This window comes from Bacillus sp. MUM 116, assembly GCF_001866655.1.
In the GTDB taxonomy this organism is placed as follows: domain Bacteria; phylum Bacillota; class Bacilli; order Bacillales; family Cytobacillaceae; genus Neobacillus.
On record NZ_MLYR01000068.1, the window covers coordinates 14,450 to 31,325 of the forward strand.

Genomic DNA, 16,876 nt, shown 5'->3' on the forward strand with positions numbered 1-16,876 from the left:
AACAGTGTTAAAAATCAACATTAACCTTTAACATAGCCAAGTTTATAAAAAATAAAACCAATTCGTCCGAATAGAGTGCCTACTTTGACAATAAGTTGATTATCTTTTACTTCGTAATCAATTAATACCTATAAGAAAATCTTCAAATAAATTGGTTTATACTCTAGATGCAGCATGACCTGTACACTTACTTAATATTCATATCATTAGGCATAGATTTTGCCAAAGCTAATTTTAAAAAATCAATATATACTAGAACCTCTGCTGGCAAAAACACATCGTTTCGTTTCACCAAGCCCACTTGAATCAGATTGCCTTCTTCCAATGGAATAGAGATAATATTGGGGTTCATGTAATTATTCACGATACAGCCTGTTCCCAGATTGTAGCTATCTGTATTTGACAGGAGATTATTCATTGCCCCTCTATCCTTCAGATAGACTAGTTTCCCGATATTATCTATATTCAGTGCTTCTTCCGCAAAATGTAGCAACATATCGTCCTGCTGGTAGGTCAGATAAGGAAAATCCCTCAACTGCTCCAAGGTAATGCTTTCGTGATGAGCCAGAGGGTGTTCTTTTCGTAGAAAGACTTGCTGTTTCAATGAAGCAAGGGGAGTAAATGTTAGTAACTTTGAGGTGAAATAACGCTCAAAAAAATGCTTGTTTAAATCGGTCAGAGATAAGATTCCAAGTATACTTCTGCTTGTATGCACGTCATCAATCACATCGGTCGTCTTACCCTCTCGAATCGTCAGCTCATATTTCCGCTCGGCAAAATAATTCATTAAATTTGCAACAGCCTCAATAGCGAAACCATAATGTTGAGATGATATAGAAAACTTTGTTAAGTTTATTGTTTTCTCTTTGTTAAAATGATGTACAATAGACTCCATTTGTTCTAAAAGCTTTTTTGCGTAAAATAATAACTCTGTACCTTCTTTTGTGAAGACAACGCCTTTATTTGTTCTATCTAGAATAGTAATTCCTAACTCTGTCTCGAGTTCACGCACCGCTTTACTAATACTCGGCTGTGTTACGAAAAGTGCAGAAGCAGCTTGACTAATAGAATTATGCTTGGCAATCTCCACTATGTATCGAAATTGTTGGGGCGTCATGTCCTCACCCTTACCTTATCTGATTTTGCTATAACTTTATCCTATAGCAAACGGTTAAAAAGTTCAATTTTACGTTTTGTATGAAGAGTTCTAAAATAAATGGAGATAAACAAATTTAATATGAAAGGAACAAAAAAATGATTAGGGAAGCAACTCAAAATGATTTAGTGGACATTTTAGATATCTATAATGATGCTATTCTCAATACTACTGCTGTATACGCCTATAAACCCCATACGCTTGAAAGCAGACAAATTTGGTACGAACAAAAGATGGATGAAGGTTATCCGATAATAGTATGTGAGCAAGATAATAAAGTGGTTGGGTTTGCAACATTCGGTCCTTTTAGAGCCTGGCCAGCTTATAAATATTCAATTGAACATTCAATTTATGTAGATAAGGAATACAGAAAAAAAGGAATTGCGACTTCTTTAATGAAAGAATTAATAGCAATCGCCAAGGAAAGAGAGTATATGACCTTAATTGCTGGAATTGATGCAGCAAATGAAAAAAGCATTGCCATGCATAAAAACTTTGGCTTTGTTCATTCAGGTACAATAAGAAAGGCAGGTTTTAAATTCAATAGATGGCTTGACTTAGCTTTTTATCAATTAGAACTTAACGGACCTAAAAATCCTGCAGAAGAATAAGAAAATATTCACTGCGATAATTAAAAATTAGGTTAATACTGAAGATAATAGTGTTAAAAAACCAATCGCCTATTTCTATGGAACTCTTGAGAAAAAATTTGATGAGCTTTATTTTGAGGAATTGTGGGAGATGGGTTTTAGACTGAAGGGACAAATTTAATCCATATTCTGTTCCCCCACTCCATTTTCTCTAATTTTCAAAATCTCTAAAAACCACCTAGGAAGCTAACGGGATTGTTATGCTTCTTTAGGTGGTCCAATTTGCCTTACCTTCTTTTAAATACTCCTCAGCGCATCAATAGGATTCAGCCCTGATGCTTTCTTCGCTGGTGCAATACCAAATATTATACCTATTACTGCGGAGAAACCCAAAGCTAATAAAACAGTTGATAGAGAAAGTGCGAAGCTTGCTCCGATTAACAAACATACAACAAAAGCGATAAACGTGCCAAGCAAGAATCCAATAGTTCCACCAATGAGTGATAAAAATACTGCCTCTAATAGGAACTGCTGCTGAATTCGTTTCGGCTCTGCCCCAAGAGCCTTTCTTAACCCTATTTCCGTTGTTCTTTCCGTTACAGAAACAAGCATCATGTTCATAATCCCAATTCCGCCAACAATCAAAGAAATGGATGCGATCCCCCCAAGCATGAGCGATAGCATTGTCGTTATTTTGTTGAACGATGAAATCATCTCCTGCATATTCATGACCGTGAAACCTTCGTCTTTGTAGTTAAAAGCCTGATTTAGTATGGATTTTACATCACTGGTTGTTTTTTCTGATTGTTTGGAATCACCCATATACACATCCACACTCGAAATGTAACCTGTTCCAAGAAGACTCATGGAGGTAGTATATGGAATGATTACCGCGTCGTTTGCGGAGGAGGTGGAAAAACTATTCGACTTTTTTAATGTACCTATCACAGTGTAGGTTGCACCGGCAATTTGAATCTTTTTACCAATGGGATCTTCTCCCCAAAATAAATCATTCGCAATCGTCGACCCAATCAGGCACACATTATTTTTATTATTAATATCAAGATGATTCAGACCTCTTCCTGTTGCAATGAGGTTCTTTGTCTTTGAAAAATACACATCGTTTTTGCCTTGGACTATTACATCCTTTTTTTCAGTTCCGTTATAAACAACCGTTGTTTTTCCAGTAAGTGTAGGAGAAACTCCGGCAACGTTCTTAATGGCGGATACCTTTTGGATATCACTATCTAATAATCCTTGCTTAAGCGGTGTCCCGATTGCCTGAACGGTTATTTTATCTGCCCCGAAGGAAGAAAATTCACTTGTCATTCCATTCATTGCACCCTTCACAATGGTAATCAAAGCGATAATCGAAGCTACACCAATCACAATTCCCAACATCGTCAGGAAGGAACGCATTTTATGATGGAGGAGATTCATCCAGGCCATTTTGATATTCTCTTTAAGCATGTACGTCCACCTCCCTAAGGTCTCCATCTAATATGTTTACAATCCTGCTTGCATGCTTTGCGATTTCAATATCATGTGTAATCATCACAATGGTTTTTCCTTCTTCGTGCAGCTCGTGAAAAAGCTCGATAATTCGATGGCCTGTTTTTTGATCCAGTGCCCCCGTTGGCTCATCTGCCAGCAAAATGGTTGGTTCTGTTACCATTGCCCTTGCGATGGCGACCCTCTGCTGCTGACCGCCTGAAAGCTGATTCGGACGATTTTGAAGTTTTTCACTGAGTCCAACCCTTTTGAGCATATTGCGTGCTCTTTGCTTCCGTTCCTTCTCTGCCACGCCGGCATACACAAGCGGCAGCTCTACATTTTGAATGGCAGTAAGCCTTGGGAGAAGCTGGAACTGCTGAAACACAAAGCCAACTTCCTTGTTGCGAATTGAGGCAAGCTCTGATTCTTCCAGCTCATCAACCTTTTGATTCGATAAAATATATTCACCGCTTGTTGACGAATCCAAGCAGCCAATAATATTCATCAGCGTTGATTTCCCTGAACCAGATGGCCCCAGAATTGCAACAAAGTCTCCTTTATAAATGGCTAGACTGATATTATTTAAAACAATCTGTTCTTCTTCCCCCATGAAGTACGTTTTTGTGATCCGAGTCATTTTGAGAATTTGCTCACTCATTATTGATTCCCTCCATGCATCATGGCTGCATCAGAATTGCCTTGTTCTTTAGAGGAAACCATCACAACATCTCCAGCGTCAATACCGTCTTTAATCTCAACGGTCGTTCCATCATTCATGCCGATGTGGATATATTTTTTGATTGGCATTCCATTTTCCGTTGGAAGTAGAATATATGGCTTATTTTTAGAATCAAACAGGATTGCGTCCATGGAGAGGGTCGTGACGCCGAGCGCTCTTTGCCTTAATATTTTTGCTTCAGCACTCATCCCGACTCGGATTGTATTATCATTGTAAAGGTCAATTGTTGCGGTAAAATAGGAAACACCGTTTTCGTTTGTTGCTTCTTTTGAAATTCTTGAAATAGTCCCCTTCATTTCTTTTCCCAGCGCTTGGATGGTTACATCTACTTTATTGCCAACCTTTAAATTCTTCAGGTCGTATTCATCTACCTTGACAGTTGTTTGTAAATCGGCAAAATTCACAATATCGATTAGTTGAGTCCCTGGCAGCACATGTGTGTTGTTTTTTACATATACTCTTGAAATTTCACCATCGATTTCAGCCTTTATTTGTTCTCCCACTCCATTTTTCAATAACACGTCGCCTTTTTTGACCTGATCCCCTTCTTTAACAAAAATTTTGTCAATATGCATTTCCTTTTGGCTGGATAGGTTCTGTCTGCTTTTTGCCTCCACTACACCTGAAAAACTATAATAGGTTGTAATATCCCCTGTTTGTGCTTTCTCTTCTTGAAAATCATTGTTTCCTCTTGGCCAAAAAGCCACTATTGAAATCAGTGCAATTACTGCAGCAAAGATCATACTCCAAATCACAATCCTCTTCTTGCCCTTCTTCTTTTGTTTTGTATTCATTTACCTAACCTCCATGTTTGATGTAACCTCAATATAAGGCCCCAATATGAACTCAATATGAACTGACAAAAAAATCCACGGAAAATTTTAAAAAAAGTGCCTGACACCGTTTGTTTGAACTACAAACGGTGTCAGGCACCAAAATTCGCTGCTACCATCCTATATTTGATAAGGTTACGATTACGAATAGGAATGAAATCACCCCGATTAGAGTGATTGTAAAGATCATTTTTCCATTTAAAACAGGTTCTTTTAATTCCGTATAAATCGTCCATAAGATTGTTCCTAAACACAGGATAACAAGGCACCTCCGAACAAAAACATTTATAATACTCGCCCTATAAAAGAAAAGCATCACGGAGAATAGTAACGGTAAAAATGCCCATTTAAGATTTTTCATAAAACAGCCTCATTGCGATGGAAAGCTTCCTATGCCCTTTCGTCATTTCCAATAAAACCTTTCATATGTTCTGTGAGTTCTAATGTTAAGTTACACGTGATGTGTGAACTCAATATGAACATGGTACCCATCCAACAATAAGTTACAGCCATAGCAAAAACACGCTTGGATTTATATTCCAAACGTGTTTGTTTACCTACTATATATATTTTAATGGCAATATAACGATAAATTTTGCTCCTCCCTCAGGACCCTCAGAAACGTTAATTTCTCCGTGGTGTAAATCAACAATTTGTTTAACAATGGATAAGCCAATCCCATTGCCTTTTATGGAGGGATCTCGGGATTTATCAACCTTATGGAATGGCTTAAAAATATCTTTTCGTTCTTCTTCCGGGATGCCAATTCCAGTATCGGTAATGGAGACAGAGATAAGATTGTTTTGCAGGAATGCTTTAATTGTAATTTTCCCTTGATGCGGCGTAAATTTTATACTGTTATTGATTAAATTCGTCCACACCTGCTTAAGCTGATCTTCATCCGCTTCAATCGTAATCGGTTTTAAATGAATCTCAGTCACAATTTCCTTTGCTGACCATTGCGGCTCCAAAGCAATGACGACACCCCGTAATTGTTCATCTAAACGGAAATTTGACAGGTTCAGCAGGAGTTGATCTTGCTGCAAGTGGGACAAGCGGAGCAGGTTTCTTGCCAGCCTTGATAATCGGTCACTTTCCTGTTCAATAATACTCAAATATCGTATACGGTTTTCTTCACTTATTTTCTTTTGCTTTAACGCCTTTGAAAATCCAGAAATGGAAGTTAACGGTGATTGAATTTCATGAGATACATTGGACACAAATTCCTGACGCATTTGGTCAAGTTTTCCGAGTTCTTTTGCCATTACATTAAAGCTCGCACTTAATGCTCCAATCTCATCTTTTCGATTTGTCGGGAGCACAATATTAAAGTTTCCTTTCGCCATTTTCCTTGTTGCTTCCGTCAACTTTACGAGAGGATGGACGACATATCGAGCCGCTATAATAATCAAAAGGCTGCCAAAAAACACAATGACGACATACATGAGATGAATGGCAGTCATCAATTGATCTTCAAACTGATTCCGCTCAATTGTTACAAAAATAGCATAATGCTTCCCATTTTCTTGAAATGGTATGCCAACAATTGGAACATGGGTGATAAACCCTTTGAAATTGTCTGTAATGTTACCAGCAAGAACCGAATCGACATATTTTTTTTCAACCTCTAAATTTTTGTCTTTGAGAAGCGGAACACCATCCTTTTTATACAGCTGTAGGCGTGTCCCAGATGTTCCCGAATAGGCCTTCATAAAAGACAGCAAATCATCCGATTTAGTAGTTTTGTATATTTCAAGCGCCTTTTTACCATTATGAATTAGGATCTTCTTCATCTCATCCTGAGCATGATCATGATATAAAATATTCGTTCCAATATAAGCGGCAAGCAAACTAAACATGACCGTACTGACATATATACCTACGATCCGAGTATAGAGTGATTTAATCCCGACTCACCTCCAAGCGATTTCCGAGCCCGCGGATGGTTACGATTTTGAATTGCGACTCAAACTCGGCAAAACGCTCCATGAGTCGTTTGATATGAACATCAACTGTCCTTTCATCTCCCTCATAATCGACGCCCCAGATCTGCTCAATAAGATTGGTACGGGTAAATAACTGACCAGGATAGCTGCCAAGTTTGTAAAGGAGTTCAAATTCCTTCATTGGTATGGTTATTCTTTTCCATCTTTATAAAGAACCTGGTAAGTTTTACGATCCAGTTCAATTTCTCCAAGCTTTATTATATTTGAAGCCGCAATTCGATAGCGCTTGAGGAGAGCCCTAACGCGCAAGACCAACTCAACGGGGTCAAAAGGTTTGACTAAATAATCGTCCGTCCCAAGCCTAAAGCCTTTTATTTTGTCCTCTGATTCCCCCTTCGAGGTAATCATTAAAATAGGAATATCAGATAGTTCACGAAGTTCCTTACACAATGCCCATCCATCCAGTTTGGGCATCATGATATCAAGAATCACAAGATCAACCTGATGATTTTCAGCGTATTCCAATGCGTCCGCTCCATTCGATTTTTCAACGATTTCAAAACCTTCATCATCAAGGTATAAGCGAATAAGCTCACGGATGTGATCTTCATCATCCACGACCATTATTTTAGTCAAGGTATCCACCCCTTAAACTTGATTAAACATTTCATTCTATAAATCTTCTTCTATAAAATTTCACTACATCTATATTACATTATTTATCTTAGATAATTTTGCCATTTTTTGAGGAATTAAGCAATTTCACTAAAAACCGCAGCACATATAGACAGTGCCATGGGGACGGTTCTTGTGGCCACTTTTGAACTTAAAAAGCCACAAGAATCGTCCCCTAGGTCCTTCCCTATGTCCTTTTCTTACGATTGTCTGCATAGAATGTAGACAAGGGTGAGTGATCTCTCAATGAAAATAGTTAACCTGGAGGGAATGACCTAATGCAATTTATTGAAGATGTTAAAGACGTGAAATTTAGTTTTTGGGAAAAACCGCCGGCGTCGTCTATGACTCATGCATTTGTTTATGTTAATAATGACAACGAATACTATGAAGTTAAAAATGGAGAGCGTTTATCACGAAGTGAATTGCGGATTGGTAAATATAATAGGGTTTATACCGTCAATATGCAGCAACAAACCATCACCTACAATGAGGAGGTCCCTTCGGCAACAAGAGGGAGAAGGTTTTCTGTCAATTTATTTATCGATATCGCCGTCGAACACCCGGAACGCTTAGTTCAACAAAATGCAGGAGAATTTCGCACCATAATTAACAATAATCTGCCCTTCTGGGTAGAATCAGAAGCAAGATTTTTTCCTATTGAAGAGGAACTGAGATTTGCACGGCATATTGAAGAATTTTTTCAAACCTCCCCATTAGTCAAGGTGTTAAGAGATGCTGGAATTGTTGTTCGAAATATTCGTGTTTTGATCCGGCAAGGTATTCGGGACCAGCGCCATGATGAGGCGATCGCCGATTTAGACCGGAACGCAGAACTATCTGCCTATCAAGAGGCTCATGACTTGGAGGAAGCGCGCCGGATTTCGGCCTCGATTAAAGAAGCCCTTGAAGCTGGTGATTTTATTACTGCTGGGAAGCTTGGGGAAAAAAATGAAATGGCAAAGCGGTTGGTAGAATCGGAATTTAGCCAAAATCAAACCTTCAAATATGAAGTAAACAAACAACTATTAAACTTAATCAACGATCACACTATTGACCAGTTCCAGGCAGAACAAAGATTAGCCAAACTAAAGAAACTATTCCCCTATCTTCCCGTCGATCTGGAAAAAGTAAATAGGAAAAAACAGATTTCTGATCCAAGGAGAGAACTTCCATCCTATTTAAATAAAGGGGAGTAGTGATTGTGGAATCCATTTTAAATCAGCTGTTTTGGTTGTGGGCACCTGTTTCTCTCCTTCCGGAAGGGCTCCGTATTTTTTTGGTTCTCTTTGTGTTCCTGCTGCTCGCAAGAACAATTTTGGTATACATTGTTCCTCCCTGCTTCAACTTGTTGTGCCGGTTGTTGAAAAAAATGCTTTATCTCCTTTCTTATCCCATCATGGAACTAATTAGTAGGATGCAAAGAAGCCGGAGAGAAGCAGGAAAAACGGGCATACCTATTTGGATTGATATCATTGAAGAAATGTTTGCCTTGTTCGAAAGGTTTTTCAACAAAATGATTCAGCTGTTCAGGAAACGGAAAAGGAATAAGGCAATGATTAAAAGATGGACCTTCTATTCTGCTACAGCTTTAGCAATTTTGCTTTCTGCAGCAACCATGAACAATCCAAATGAGTGGTATACACAAAAATGGAAGAAAGCTGAGGCCTGGTTAAACCAAGAACCTGTTCACAAACAAGTATCCGATGCTGCATCTCCTGATACAAAAGAATTAATTTTAAATAGGAACTATAAAGACGGTGGAAATATTCGGGTAGCTCCCACACTAACGGCGGCTCGGCTATACACGATTCCAAATGGGGAAACAATGCACTTTTTGAATGAAGAACAAGTAGATCCCAAAGGAATTAAGTGGCTAAAAGTACAAACCGCAAACGGAATCAAAGGTTGGATTTCAGCCAGCATTGTGAGGGAAAAATAATAATCGAGAAATTAGATGACAACTTGACAGGGTGCCTCTGCGGGTATGATTACCCATGTTGCCATGGAAAGTACGAGTGTATATTGGAAACCAATTGTTAATTTGCTTGAGGCTGAAGATATTGAATTTTGGGTTGTGAATGCCCTCCACCTACATTGAGATTACAACAATGCCTTGTTTCTTTTTTATAGCTACAAGACTAATGCCCAAGAATTACTTGCTATTTCCCATAGAATAAAGTGTCATATATTAATTGCCAACCAGTTATGAATTTTGAAGGCATCAAAAGTGCCTTTATTTTTTTTGCGACACCTATTTGCTTTCAGATTCCATTTTCAAGGATTGTACTCAACTAAGAAAAAAATATCCATACATATTATTGGGTAATTTTTTCTCATTTCAAATGAGAAAGCGCTGCTTTCCAGCCACTCTAATTTAAACGATTTAGGAGATTCCCTAATTGTATGGTACACTTAGTTTACCATTTGATTTACTGTTTTCATGTTCCCCACCCATTCGTGAGTGGGATTTTTTGTTTTTTAAGAAAAATAAAAAACAGACTCTACTATTAGAGCCTGTTTAAAGGATTCTATAATTAAGCTTTGTGTACGTTAGCTGCTTGAGGTCCACGTTGACCTTTTTCAACGTCAAAAGTCACTTCTTGACCTTCTTCTAATGTTTTGTACCCTTCGCCTTGAATCGCTGAGAAATGAACGAATACATCTTCTCCACCTTCACGTTCGATGAATCCGAAGCCTTTTTCGCCATTAAACCATTTTACTTTACCTTTTTCCATGTTTGTTGCCTCCTAGTGTGTAAACACACACAATGTAATACTATTCTTGCTCTCAGTGATCATCAAGACGAAAAGTTCAAACTAATACAAATCCTTTACACCGAACAAAAATAATTCACTTTAATCATAGCATTTTTTGTAAGATATTGCAAGAAGACAAAAAATCCATCACAAAAACTGTTTTGAGCTTGCTATTTCTTAAATATAATCATTGCAAAATATTTTGTATCTGTACTCTGTATGAGTGCTTATAGCAAGAGGAACAGAATTGTATTTAACATCTATAAGCTTTCCTTCCGCTAATGAGCCAACAAAATCATTAACTACTCGAATAAGTTCTTCGAAGTCTGTACTTTGAAAACCTTTTGCCTCATACATTTATTCTCTCTCCCGATATTTTTCATAATTACCGCGTGAAAGTTAAACTTTGAAATAAAATACTTATCCTACCTTGTTGCTTAATAAATCTATTGCCTGATTTTCAGTGATACCTCTAATTAAACCAAGTTCACTAATAAACATCTTTCGTGCGCTTTCAAGCATCTGCTTTTCACTTGAATTAAGTGATTTATTTTTGTTTATCCGCATTAAATCCCGTACAACTTCAGCTCCTTCTTGGATATTACCTGTTTTAAGTTTTTCCGTATTAATCTTATATCTTTCTTTCATTGAAAGGGTTGTATCGGTTAGACCATGATGGAAAATGTTCAATACGCTTTCAAGTGTAGTCATATCGGTAACTAAACGAATCCGTGATTTGTGTACTTTTGCAATAGGAATCATAACTTGCATTTTATTCATTAGCATATTTATTATATAATACTGAATTTTCTCACCTTGAATTTCCTTTATTTCTATTGCTTCAATAACTCCTGCTCCCTGCATAGGATAAACAATATAATCACCAACTTGAAACAACTAACCACCTCCAAATATAAAACATCTTAAGTATACCATATAAAACCTAAATAACAAATTTATTATTTTATCACTTGTTATAAGTTAATGTCAATAAAATTATTTCCTGAGCCGTGTGTAAAAAACAATGGGATCGCCGCCCATTGTTTTTTTACAGTGAGAAAATAGGTAAATTGTTAAATTAACCTGCATCCTTAGCACAATAAAAAAAGGCTACCTTTAGTGATAGCCTTTGCTTTAAGGATTGCTTTAACATAATAATCCTGCCAAAAACAAACTTTACATATAATGTCGGTCCCATGAGGTTTCTATTCTAAAGTCTTATAACCACAACAAGGGCAGGGAAACTTTTTCATTTATTTTCACCTTTTTAATGCAAATATTTCTTTAATTTTATCATAGCTTTTTAAACTAACTTGCTACCTTTAGTTCAAGAAGAAAAAAGGATCGACGCAGCGGTCAACCATCTGAAGTGAACCCGTTAATCTAAATTGAGATGGGCATACAAACAGTTAAAGTCTCTTTAAACTCATTCTTTTATCAATTTTCATTATAATATTTTCGTAAATTTCTGCTTGTTCACCTGTACATCGATCATTTTTACTTTCTGTATTAAGTAGCCTTCTTAATAGTTCCATTTCTCTATCGGTTAAATTAATTTGCATTTGTTTTTCCTCCCTTAATGTGATTATCACCACAACCAATAATATGATGGAGTGGAAAAATATATTACGTGCAAACTTTTTACTTTTAAACCATAAAGAATAGCCCTTCTCACTCGAGAGGGGCTTATTGCAAAAAGGGAGCGGATTTTTACTCTTACATGAAGGCAGTTCCAGGACGTAAAACAGATGTGATGGATGCAGAATGGATTGCCAAACTCCTTCGTCACGGTCTGCTTAAAGCGAGTTACATTCCAGATCGGAATCAGCGTGAACTGCGTGAGCTAGTTCGATATCGCCGAAGTATTATCGAAGAGCGAGCCAGACAACATAACAGAATCCAGAAAGTATTAGAAGGAGCGAACATTAAATTGGGATCTGTTGTTTCCGATGTTATGGGTGTTTCGGCTCGGGATATGCTCGATGCCATTGCCGACGGTGAGGAGGATCCTGAAAAACTAGCAAACTTTGCAAGGCGCACTATGAAAAAGAAGAAAGAAGAACTGGAACTCTGAGCTGCGTCTATTTTAGTATTGCCATTTTACGGATTTCACAGAAGTTAATTTTCATGGTAGTGTAAGTACATTACTTCACAAACTTACTCAACGAAGAAGGCAATGTCAATTAAACATCGCCCAAATTACATCTTGAATAAATTAATCTTCTGTTCCTAATACATCAGTATTTGGGGGCTCATAACCCATCTGACGGAGCATAGCTACTATTTGTCCCTTGTGATGAAACTCGTGAGTAATGGTGTGCATTAGCAATTTACCAGGAGTGATAGATAATAGTTCAGGTGCTTCTCTCCAAGGGATTTCTCTCTCAATTAGCACGTTTAAATTATGTCCATGTAGTTCTAATAATTCATTTACTATTAAATCCACTTGTTCAAATCGTGCTATTATTTGCTCTAAACTGAGATTATGTAATTCTTCTCTTGGAGTAATTGGTTTTTTTGTCTTCAATAAAACAAATGATCCAAGCCAGGCAACATAGCAATCTGCTATATGAACCAATGTGTCTCTTACACATTGCCAACCGAATCCATTTGCATGAGTAAAATGATTAGGATCTAATTTCCCACAAAAATCTAACAGAATTCCTCTAGTTTGTCGAACCCATCCATATTCATGTTGAAGCATCAAAACACCACCTTAACAACTATAACTACTTATTCTATACATGTATAGAAAAACCCTTTCTTTACTGATTAGAAAACTCGCCGATTGGCGAGCCCGTTATGGCGAAGACAGAGGCGTAGTTGCACTTATGCCCGATAGGAAAGTTATACTTTCCTATCGGCCTATAAAATGATCGCCGCAGCAATCCCTTCTAAACTCAAGCACTGATAGTTTAAGTTTTCCTTAACGTCACATTAGATTAAATGGATAATTTCGTAATAAATATAGTGATCTTATTCTCGGCTGAAATCAGCCTCTTGTAATGGAACCATTTTTGATTTCTTTACAATTTTATAGCTAAAATATCCAAGCAAGAATAAAGGTAGTCCAATATAAGAAACCAGAATTCCATACCAGTCAATCTTATCCCCAATAAATGCCCTGTAATTTGATCCAAGCATTGCCACTAAACATAATATTGTCGCTAGAATTGGTCCTAACGGGAACCATTTTGCAAAATAAGGAAGATCTTTAAAATCTCTGCCTTGTGCAATAAAAGCTTTTCGGAATCGATAATGAGTTACAGAAATACTTAACCAAGAGATATAACCTGCTAGACCAGCAGCATTTAATAACCATGAATAAACTGTTCCGTCACCGAAAAAAGAGGTTAGGAAGCAAAGCATTCCTATAAAAGTAGTTGCATACAATGCGTTTACAGGGACACCCCCTTTATTTACTTTTTTCAAAAATGCTGGTGCTTTACCTTCTTCTGCCAATACCCATAGGACCCGTGAACCAACATATAAACTTGAGTTTCCTGCAGATAAAACAGATGTAAGGATGACAGCATTCATCACAGCTGCAGCAAATGACAGCCCAGCATGTTTAAAAACAAGTGTAAATGGACTTACAGCAATATTTTCAAGGTTGGACCCTAATAAATTTGGATCTTTATAGCTAATTAAGCATCCGATGACGAAAATGGCTAATACATAGAATAAAAGAATTCGCCAAAAGATTTGCTTAATCGCTTTAGGGATATTTTTTTCAGGATTTTCACTTTCACCTGCAGCTACTCCAACCATTTCAGTTCCTTGAAAGGCAAATCCTACTACCATAAAGACACTAAATATGGATAAAAGGCCTCCCTTAAATGGCGCCTCTCCTTTTGTAAGATTTCCAAATCCACCGGTATGACCCTTCATAATTCCAAAAATCATCAGTAATCCAACAACAAGAAAAATAATGATGGTTGCAACCTTGATGATGGAAAACCAAAATTCTGATTCACCATAACCTTTAACAGATAAAACATTTAGACCAAAAATAAGGGCGAGAAAAGTTGCACTCCAGACAATACCTGGAATATTAGGCAGCCAATATTTCATAATCAATGCAGAAGACGATAATTCAAGAGCAAGGATAATGGCATTGTTATACCAATAATTCCAGCCAACCGCAAACCCTAAGGCAGGGTCAACAAATCTTGAAGTATACGTACTGAAAGAACCCGAAATTGGTATAAATGCAGCCATCTCCGCTAAGCTTGTCATGAGGAAATAAACCATGATTCCAGCAATAAGATAAGCCGCAATCGCCCCTCCTGGACCGGCATCATGAATAGTAGTGCCACTAGCTAAAAAAAGACCTGTTCCAATCGTTCCACCAATAGCAATCATGGATAGGTGCCTTGTTTTTAATTTTCTCTCTAGGTGTTCATGTTGATCTGCTGAATTTGTTTGCTGAGTTTGTACCGTTTGCATAAAACACCTCTTTTTTAGTCTTTTATAATTAATTCTTATACAATCTTAAAAATACAATAAGACAGTATAAAAGAGCGCTTTCATCGATAAATTTATTTAAATAATAATATCCTCCAAAATAGTACATTAAAGGAAGTAATTCCAAGACATCAGTTACTGTGATAGTGATTGATTTTGTTCAGCAGCTGTAATACTGAGAATTAGGCATCCTGTTACTGAACAACCATGCTTGCTCTAATAATCGTAACCATTTTTTCGATTTTACTACGAAACTTAATACTCATTTCTTCAGATGAATTCTCCCTCATAATAATCAATGTATCACCTTTTTCGAAAAATAAAGGCTCTTCTTCACCTATTTCAACTCCTACCATTCCATCAACACAATAAAAAACTTCGGCCGTTCCTGTCACATCCAACACTAAATCTTGAATATCCTTTTTAATCTGGATACAGGTAAGCCCCCCATCGCACCCGTCTGATAACATTAAATTAAAGTCCTTAACGATCCCTTTGCTTCGTGTTGTCCATCCACCATCAAAGCGATCTTGTTCAAAAGGCTTCAAAACCACCGAATGTTTTCCTTCATGTTCAAGATACATTTCACCCTCAAGTATCATTATTACTCTTTGGATGCCTGGTAGATGCGTAAATAAGGATTCTTCTACTTCAACATCAGCTGTACTAATGCGCCATTGGAAATTCCGTTTACTATAATCCGCATCTTCAGGATAAATGGCCAGTTGCGTTGTTTTTCCACCGGACCATAAATTCGTAGTTTGCTCATTTTTTTTTACAAATTTTATTGAATAAGTCATATTTCCACTCCACATATCCCAAAAAAATTTTCTCTTTGCTCATTCATGCAGATCCCAGCGATATTCTTCTATACTTTTGCTCAGACATCGCACCTTTAACAAGGGGAGCTGACTGAGCTCCCCCAATAAGGTAACGAGCTGAGAAGCATTTCTGATAAAAAGTGCTTTACTCATTCGTTTCAATCCGTTTTGTTTTTAGTCCTGACTAGTTGAAGAATTATTATTCACTTTAAGAATTATCCAGCTCCAGCGCCCAGCGACTAGTGGACTTCACTCGCCTCCCTACGATAAGTCAAGCACGAATCGCTTAAAGGTGCTCCTGCGCCATAGTAAATTCGAAGAAGCTACTGTTCAGCTCGTCGCAAAGCTGCAAGATGTTATTCAGGCAGTTGCTTCGCTCTTCGTGTTTCCTTTATCTCAGTCGACTCGCTCCAGTCCATACGTCGCTAAACGGGCGCTTCCGCTTTTCTTACAACATTGGCATTTTGATGCCTTTTTCTTTTGCAGTTTTGATTGCAATTTCATAACCTGCATCTGCGTGACGAACTACACCCATACCAGGGTCAGTTGTTAATACGCGCTCTAAGCGTGCTTCTGCTTCTTTTGTACCGTCAGCAACGATAACCATACCAGAGTGTTGTGAATATCCCATACCTACGCCGCCGCCATGGTGTAAGGAAATCCAGCTTGCACCGCCAACTGCGTTAATCATGGCATTAAGGATTGGCCAGTCAGATACTGCATCAGAACCGTCCATCATGCTTTCAGTTTCACGGTTTGGAGATGCAACGGAACCAGCATCTAAGTGGTCACGGCCAATAACGATTGGAGCGGAAACTTCACCTGAAGCCACCATGTCGTTAATGATTTTACCAAAACGTGCTCTTTCTCCATAGCCTAACCAGCAAATACGTGCAGGAAGTCCTTGGAACGCAATTCTTTCTTGCGCCATCTTAACCCATTTGCAAAGGTGCTCATCATCTTTGTAAACACGAAGTAATGCTTCGTCAATTTTACGGATATCTTCTGGATCTCCAGATAATGCTGCCCAGCGGAAAGGTCCTTTACCTTCACAGAACAATGGACGGATGTACGCTGGAACGAATCCAGGGAAATCAAATGCATTTTCAACGCCCTCGTCTTTTGCCACTTGACGGATATTGTTACCGTAGTCAAATGTAACAGCGCCTTTTTGCTGCATGGTAAGCATAGCTTTTACATGTGTTGCCATGCTTTGTTTTGAAAGCTTCACATATAATGTTGGATCTTCTTTTCTTAATTTATCAGCTTCTTCTAATGAATAGCCAACTGGTACATATCCATTGAGTGGATCATGTGCAGATGTTTGGTCTGTTAATACATCTGGGTTAAAGCCTTTTTCGATCATTAATGGTAAAATTTCTGCTGCGTTTCCAAT

The 16,876-nt window shown here is 37.8% G+C and carries 16 protein-coding genes and 2 pseudogenes; 4 read left to right on the plus strand and 14 right to left on the minus strand.

The window, feature by feature from the left end; translation table 11 throughout:
• Positions 1 to 187: 187 nt before the first annotated feature.
• On the minus strand, positions 188 to 1,117 hold the full coding sequence (locus tag BIV60_RS16825; protein WP_071356863.1) for a LysR family transcriptional regulator: 930 nt from the start codon (positions 1,115 to 1,117) through the stop codon (positions 188 to 190).
• 137 nt (positions 1,118 to 1,254) lie between these two features.
• On the opposite strand from BIV60_RS16825, the gene BIV60_RS16830 reads away from it, so the two are divergent.
• Entirely contained in the window at positions 1,255 to 1,767 is a 513-nt protein-coding gene (locus tag BIV60_RS16830; RefSeq protein WP_071356864.1) for a GNAT family N-acetyltransferase, read from the plus strand.
• A gap of 276 nt (positions 1,768 to 2,043) precedes the next feature.
• Here BIV60_RS16830 and BIV60_RS16835 read toward each other — a convergent pair whose 3' ends face one another.
• The 5 genes and pseudogenes from BIV60_RS16835 to BIV60_RS16860 form a co-directional block, all read right to left on the minus strand.
• Positions 2,044 to 3,216 (minus strand): ABC transporter permease, encoded by a 1,173-nt coding sequence (locus BIV60_RS16835; RefSeq protein WP_071356865.1) that lies wholly within the window; start codon positions 3,214 to 3,216, stop codon positions 2,044 to 2,046.
• On the minus strand, positions 3,209 to 3,898 hold the full coding sequence (locus tag BIV60_RS16840; protein WP_071356866.1) for an ABC transporter ATP-binding protein: 690 nt from the start codon (positions 3,896 to 3,898) through the stop codon (positions 3,209 to 3,211). The genes BIV60_RS16835 and BIV60_RS16840 overlap by 8 nt, the downstream gene beginning before the upstream one ends.
• Entirely contained in the window at positions 3,898 to 4,773 is an 876-nt protein-coding gene (locus tag BIV60_RS16845) for an efflux RND transporter periplasmic adaptor subunit (RefSeq protein WP_071356867.1), read from the minus strand. Before BIV60_RS16845 ends, BIV60_RS16840 begins: the two co-directional genes overlap by 1 nt.
• Before the next feature lie 599 nt (positions 4,774 to 5,372).
• Positions 5,373 to 6,671: a sensor histidine kinase gene (locus BIV60_RS16855; RefSeq protein ID WP_071356869.1), complete on the minus strand. Its 1,299-nt coding sequence runs from the start codon at positions 6,669 to 6,671 to the stop codon at positions 5,373 to 5,375.
• A gap of 43 nt (positions 6,672 to 6,714) precedes the next feature.
• Positions 6,715 to 7,394 (minus strand): annotated as a pseudogene (locus BIV60_RS16860) (response regulator transcription factor).
• Between the two features lie 317 nt (positions 7,395 to 7,711).
• Between BIV60_RS16860 and BIV60_RS16865 the strand changes: the two are divergent.
• Both BIV60_RS16865 and BIV60_RS16870 read left to right on the plus strand, forming a co-directional pair.
• Positions 7,712 to 8,632: a hypothetical protein gene (locus tag BIV60_RS16865; protein ID WP_071356870.1), complete on the plus strand. Its 921-nt coding sequence runs from the start codon at positions 7,712 to 7,714 to the stop codon at positions 8,630 to 8,632.
• A 5-nt stretch (positions 8,633 to 8,637) separates the two neighbouring features.
• Entirely contained in the window at positions 8,638 to 9,375 is a 738-nt protein-coding gene (locus BIV60_RS16870; protein WP_071356871.1) for an SH3 domain-containing protein, read from the plus strand.
• A gap of 595 nt (positions 9,376 to 9,970) precedes the next feature.
• Here BIV60_RS16870 and BIV60_RS16875 read toward each other — a convergent pair.
• From BIV60_RS16875 to BIV60_RS29775, 4 genes are all read right to left on the minus strand, one after another.
• Complete coding sequence (locus BIV60_RS16875) at positions 9,971 to 10,171, minus strand: cold-shock protein (RefSeq protein ID WP_071354810.1); 201 nt, start codon at positions 10,169 to 10,171, stop codon at positions 9,971 to 9,973.
• 198 nt (positions 10,172 to 10,369) lie between these two features.
• On the minus strand, positions 10,370 to 10,549 hold the full coding sequence (locus tag BIV60_RS16880; protein ID WP_071356872.1) for a sporulation protein Cse60: 180 nt from the start codon (positions 10,547 to 10,549) through the stop codon (positions 10,370 to 10,372).
• 63 nt (positions 10,550 to 10,612) lie between these two features.
• Positions 10,613 to 11,089 (minus strand): CarD family transcriptional regulator, encoded by a 477-nt coding sequence (locus tag BIV60_RS16885; RefSeq protein ID WP_083402293.1) that lies wholly within the window; start codon positions 11,087 to 11,089, stop codon positions 10,613 to 10,615.
• Between the two features lie 512 nt (positions 11,090 to 11,601).
• The gene (locus BIV60_RS29775) at positions 11,602 to 11,754 is read right to left on the minus strand and encodes a hypothetical protein (protein WP_165976420.1); all 153 of its coding nucleotides are present in this window, start codon (positions 11,752 to 11,754) and stop codon (positions 11,602 to 11,604) included.
• Between the two features lie 155 nt (positions 11,755 to 11,909).
• On the opposite strand from BIV60_RS29775, the pseudogene BIV60_RS16890 reads away from it, so the two are divergent.
• Positions 11,910 to 12,260, plus strand: a pseudogene (locus BIV60_RS16890) (IS110 family transposase); the annotation flags it as partial.
• A gap of 147 nt (positions 12,261 to 12,407) precedes the next feature.
• Here the strand turns inward: BIV60_RS16890 and BIV60_RS16895 are convergent.
• The 4 genes from BIV60_RS16895 to hutU form a co-directional block, all read right to left on the minus strand.
• Positions 12,408 to 12,896 (minus strand): DinB family protein, encoded by a 489-nt coding sequence (locus tag BIV60_RS16895; RefSeq protein ID WP_071356873.1) that lies wholly within the window; start codon positions 12,894 to 12,896, stop codon positions 12,408 to 12,410.
• 272 nt (positions 12,897 to 13,168) lie between these two features.
• Complete coding sequence (locus BIV60_RS16900; protein WP_071356874.1) at positions 13,169 to 14,641, minus strand: amino acid permease; 1,473 nt, start codon at positions 14,639 to 14,641, stop codon at positions 13,169 to 13,171.
• Between the two features lie 212 nt (positions 14,642 to 14,853).
• Positions 14,854 to 15,459, minus strand: coding sequence for a HutD/Ves family protein (locus tag BIV60_RS16905; RefSeq protein WP_071356875.1), 606 nt, complete (start codon positions 15,457 to 15,459; stop codon positions 14,854 to 14,856).
• 469 nt (positions 15,460 to 15,928) lie between these two features.
• A partial coding sequence (hutU, locus tag BIV60_RS16910) for a urocanate hydratase (RefSeq protein WP_071356876.1) occupies positions 15,929 to 16,876 on the minus strand: 948 nt, incomplete at its 5' end.

Bases quoted from the DNA above. Each gene is read 5' to 3' on its own strand.
- BIV60_RS16825 (WP_071356863.1), bottom strand. From the start codon at position 1,117: ATGACGCCCCAACAATTTCGATACATAGTGGAGATTGCCAAGCATAAT.
- BIV60_RS16830 (WP_071356864.1), top strand. From the start codon at position 1,255: ATGATTAGGGAAGCAACTCAAAATGATTTAGTGGACATTTTAGATATC.
- BIV60_RS16835 (WP_071356865.1), bottom strand. From the start codon at position 3,216: ATGCTTAAAGAGAATATCAAAATGGCCTGGATGAATCTCCTCCATCAT.
- BIV60_RS16840 (WP_071356866.1), bottom strand. From the start codon at position 3,898: ATGAGTGAGCAAATTCTCAAAATGACTCGGATCACAAAAACGTACTTC.
- BIV60_RS16845 (WP_071356867.1), bottom strand. From the start codon at position 4,773: ATGAATACAAAACAAAAGAAGAAGGGCAAGAAGAGGATTGTGATTTGG.
- BIV60_RS16855 (WP_071356869.1), bottom strand. From the start codon at position 6,671: ATGTTTAGTTTGCTTGCCGCTTATATTGGAACGAATATTTTATATCAT.
- BIV60_RS16865 (WP_071356870.1), top strand. From the start codon at position 7,712: ATGCAATTTATTGAAGATGTTAAAGACGTGAAATTTAGTTTTTGGGAA.
- BIV60_RS16875 (WP_071354810.1), bottom strand. From the start codon at position 10,171: ATGGAAAAAGGTAAAGTAAAATGGTTTAATGGCGAAAAAGGCTTCGGA.
- BIV60_RS16880 (WP_071356872.1), bottom strand. From the start codon at position 10,549: ATGTATGAGGCAAAAGGTTTTCAAAGTACAGACTTCGAAGAACTTATT.
- BIV60_RS29775 (WP_165976420.1), bottom strand. From the start codon at position 11,754: ATGCAAATTAATTTAACCGATAGAGAAATGGAACTATTAAGAAGGCTA.
- BIV60_RS16895 (WP_071356873.1), bottom strand. From the start codon at position 12,896: ATGCTTCAACATGAATATGGATGGGTTCGACAAACTAGAGGAATTCTG.
- BIV60_RS16900 (WP_071356874.1), bottom strand. From the start codon at position 14,641: ATGCAAACGGTACAAACTCAGCAAACAAATTCAGCAGATCAACATGAA.
- BIV60_RS16905 (WP_071356875.1), bottom strand. From the start codon at position 15,459: ATGACTTATTCAATAAAATTTGTAAAAAAAAATGAGCAAACTACGAAT.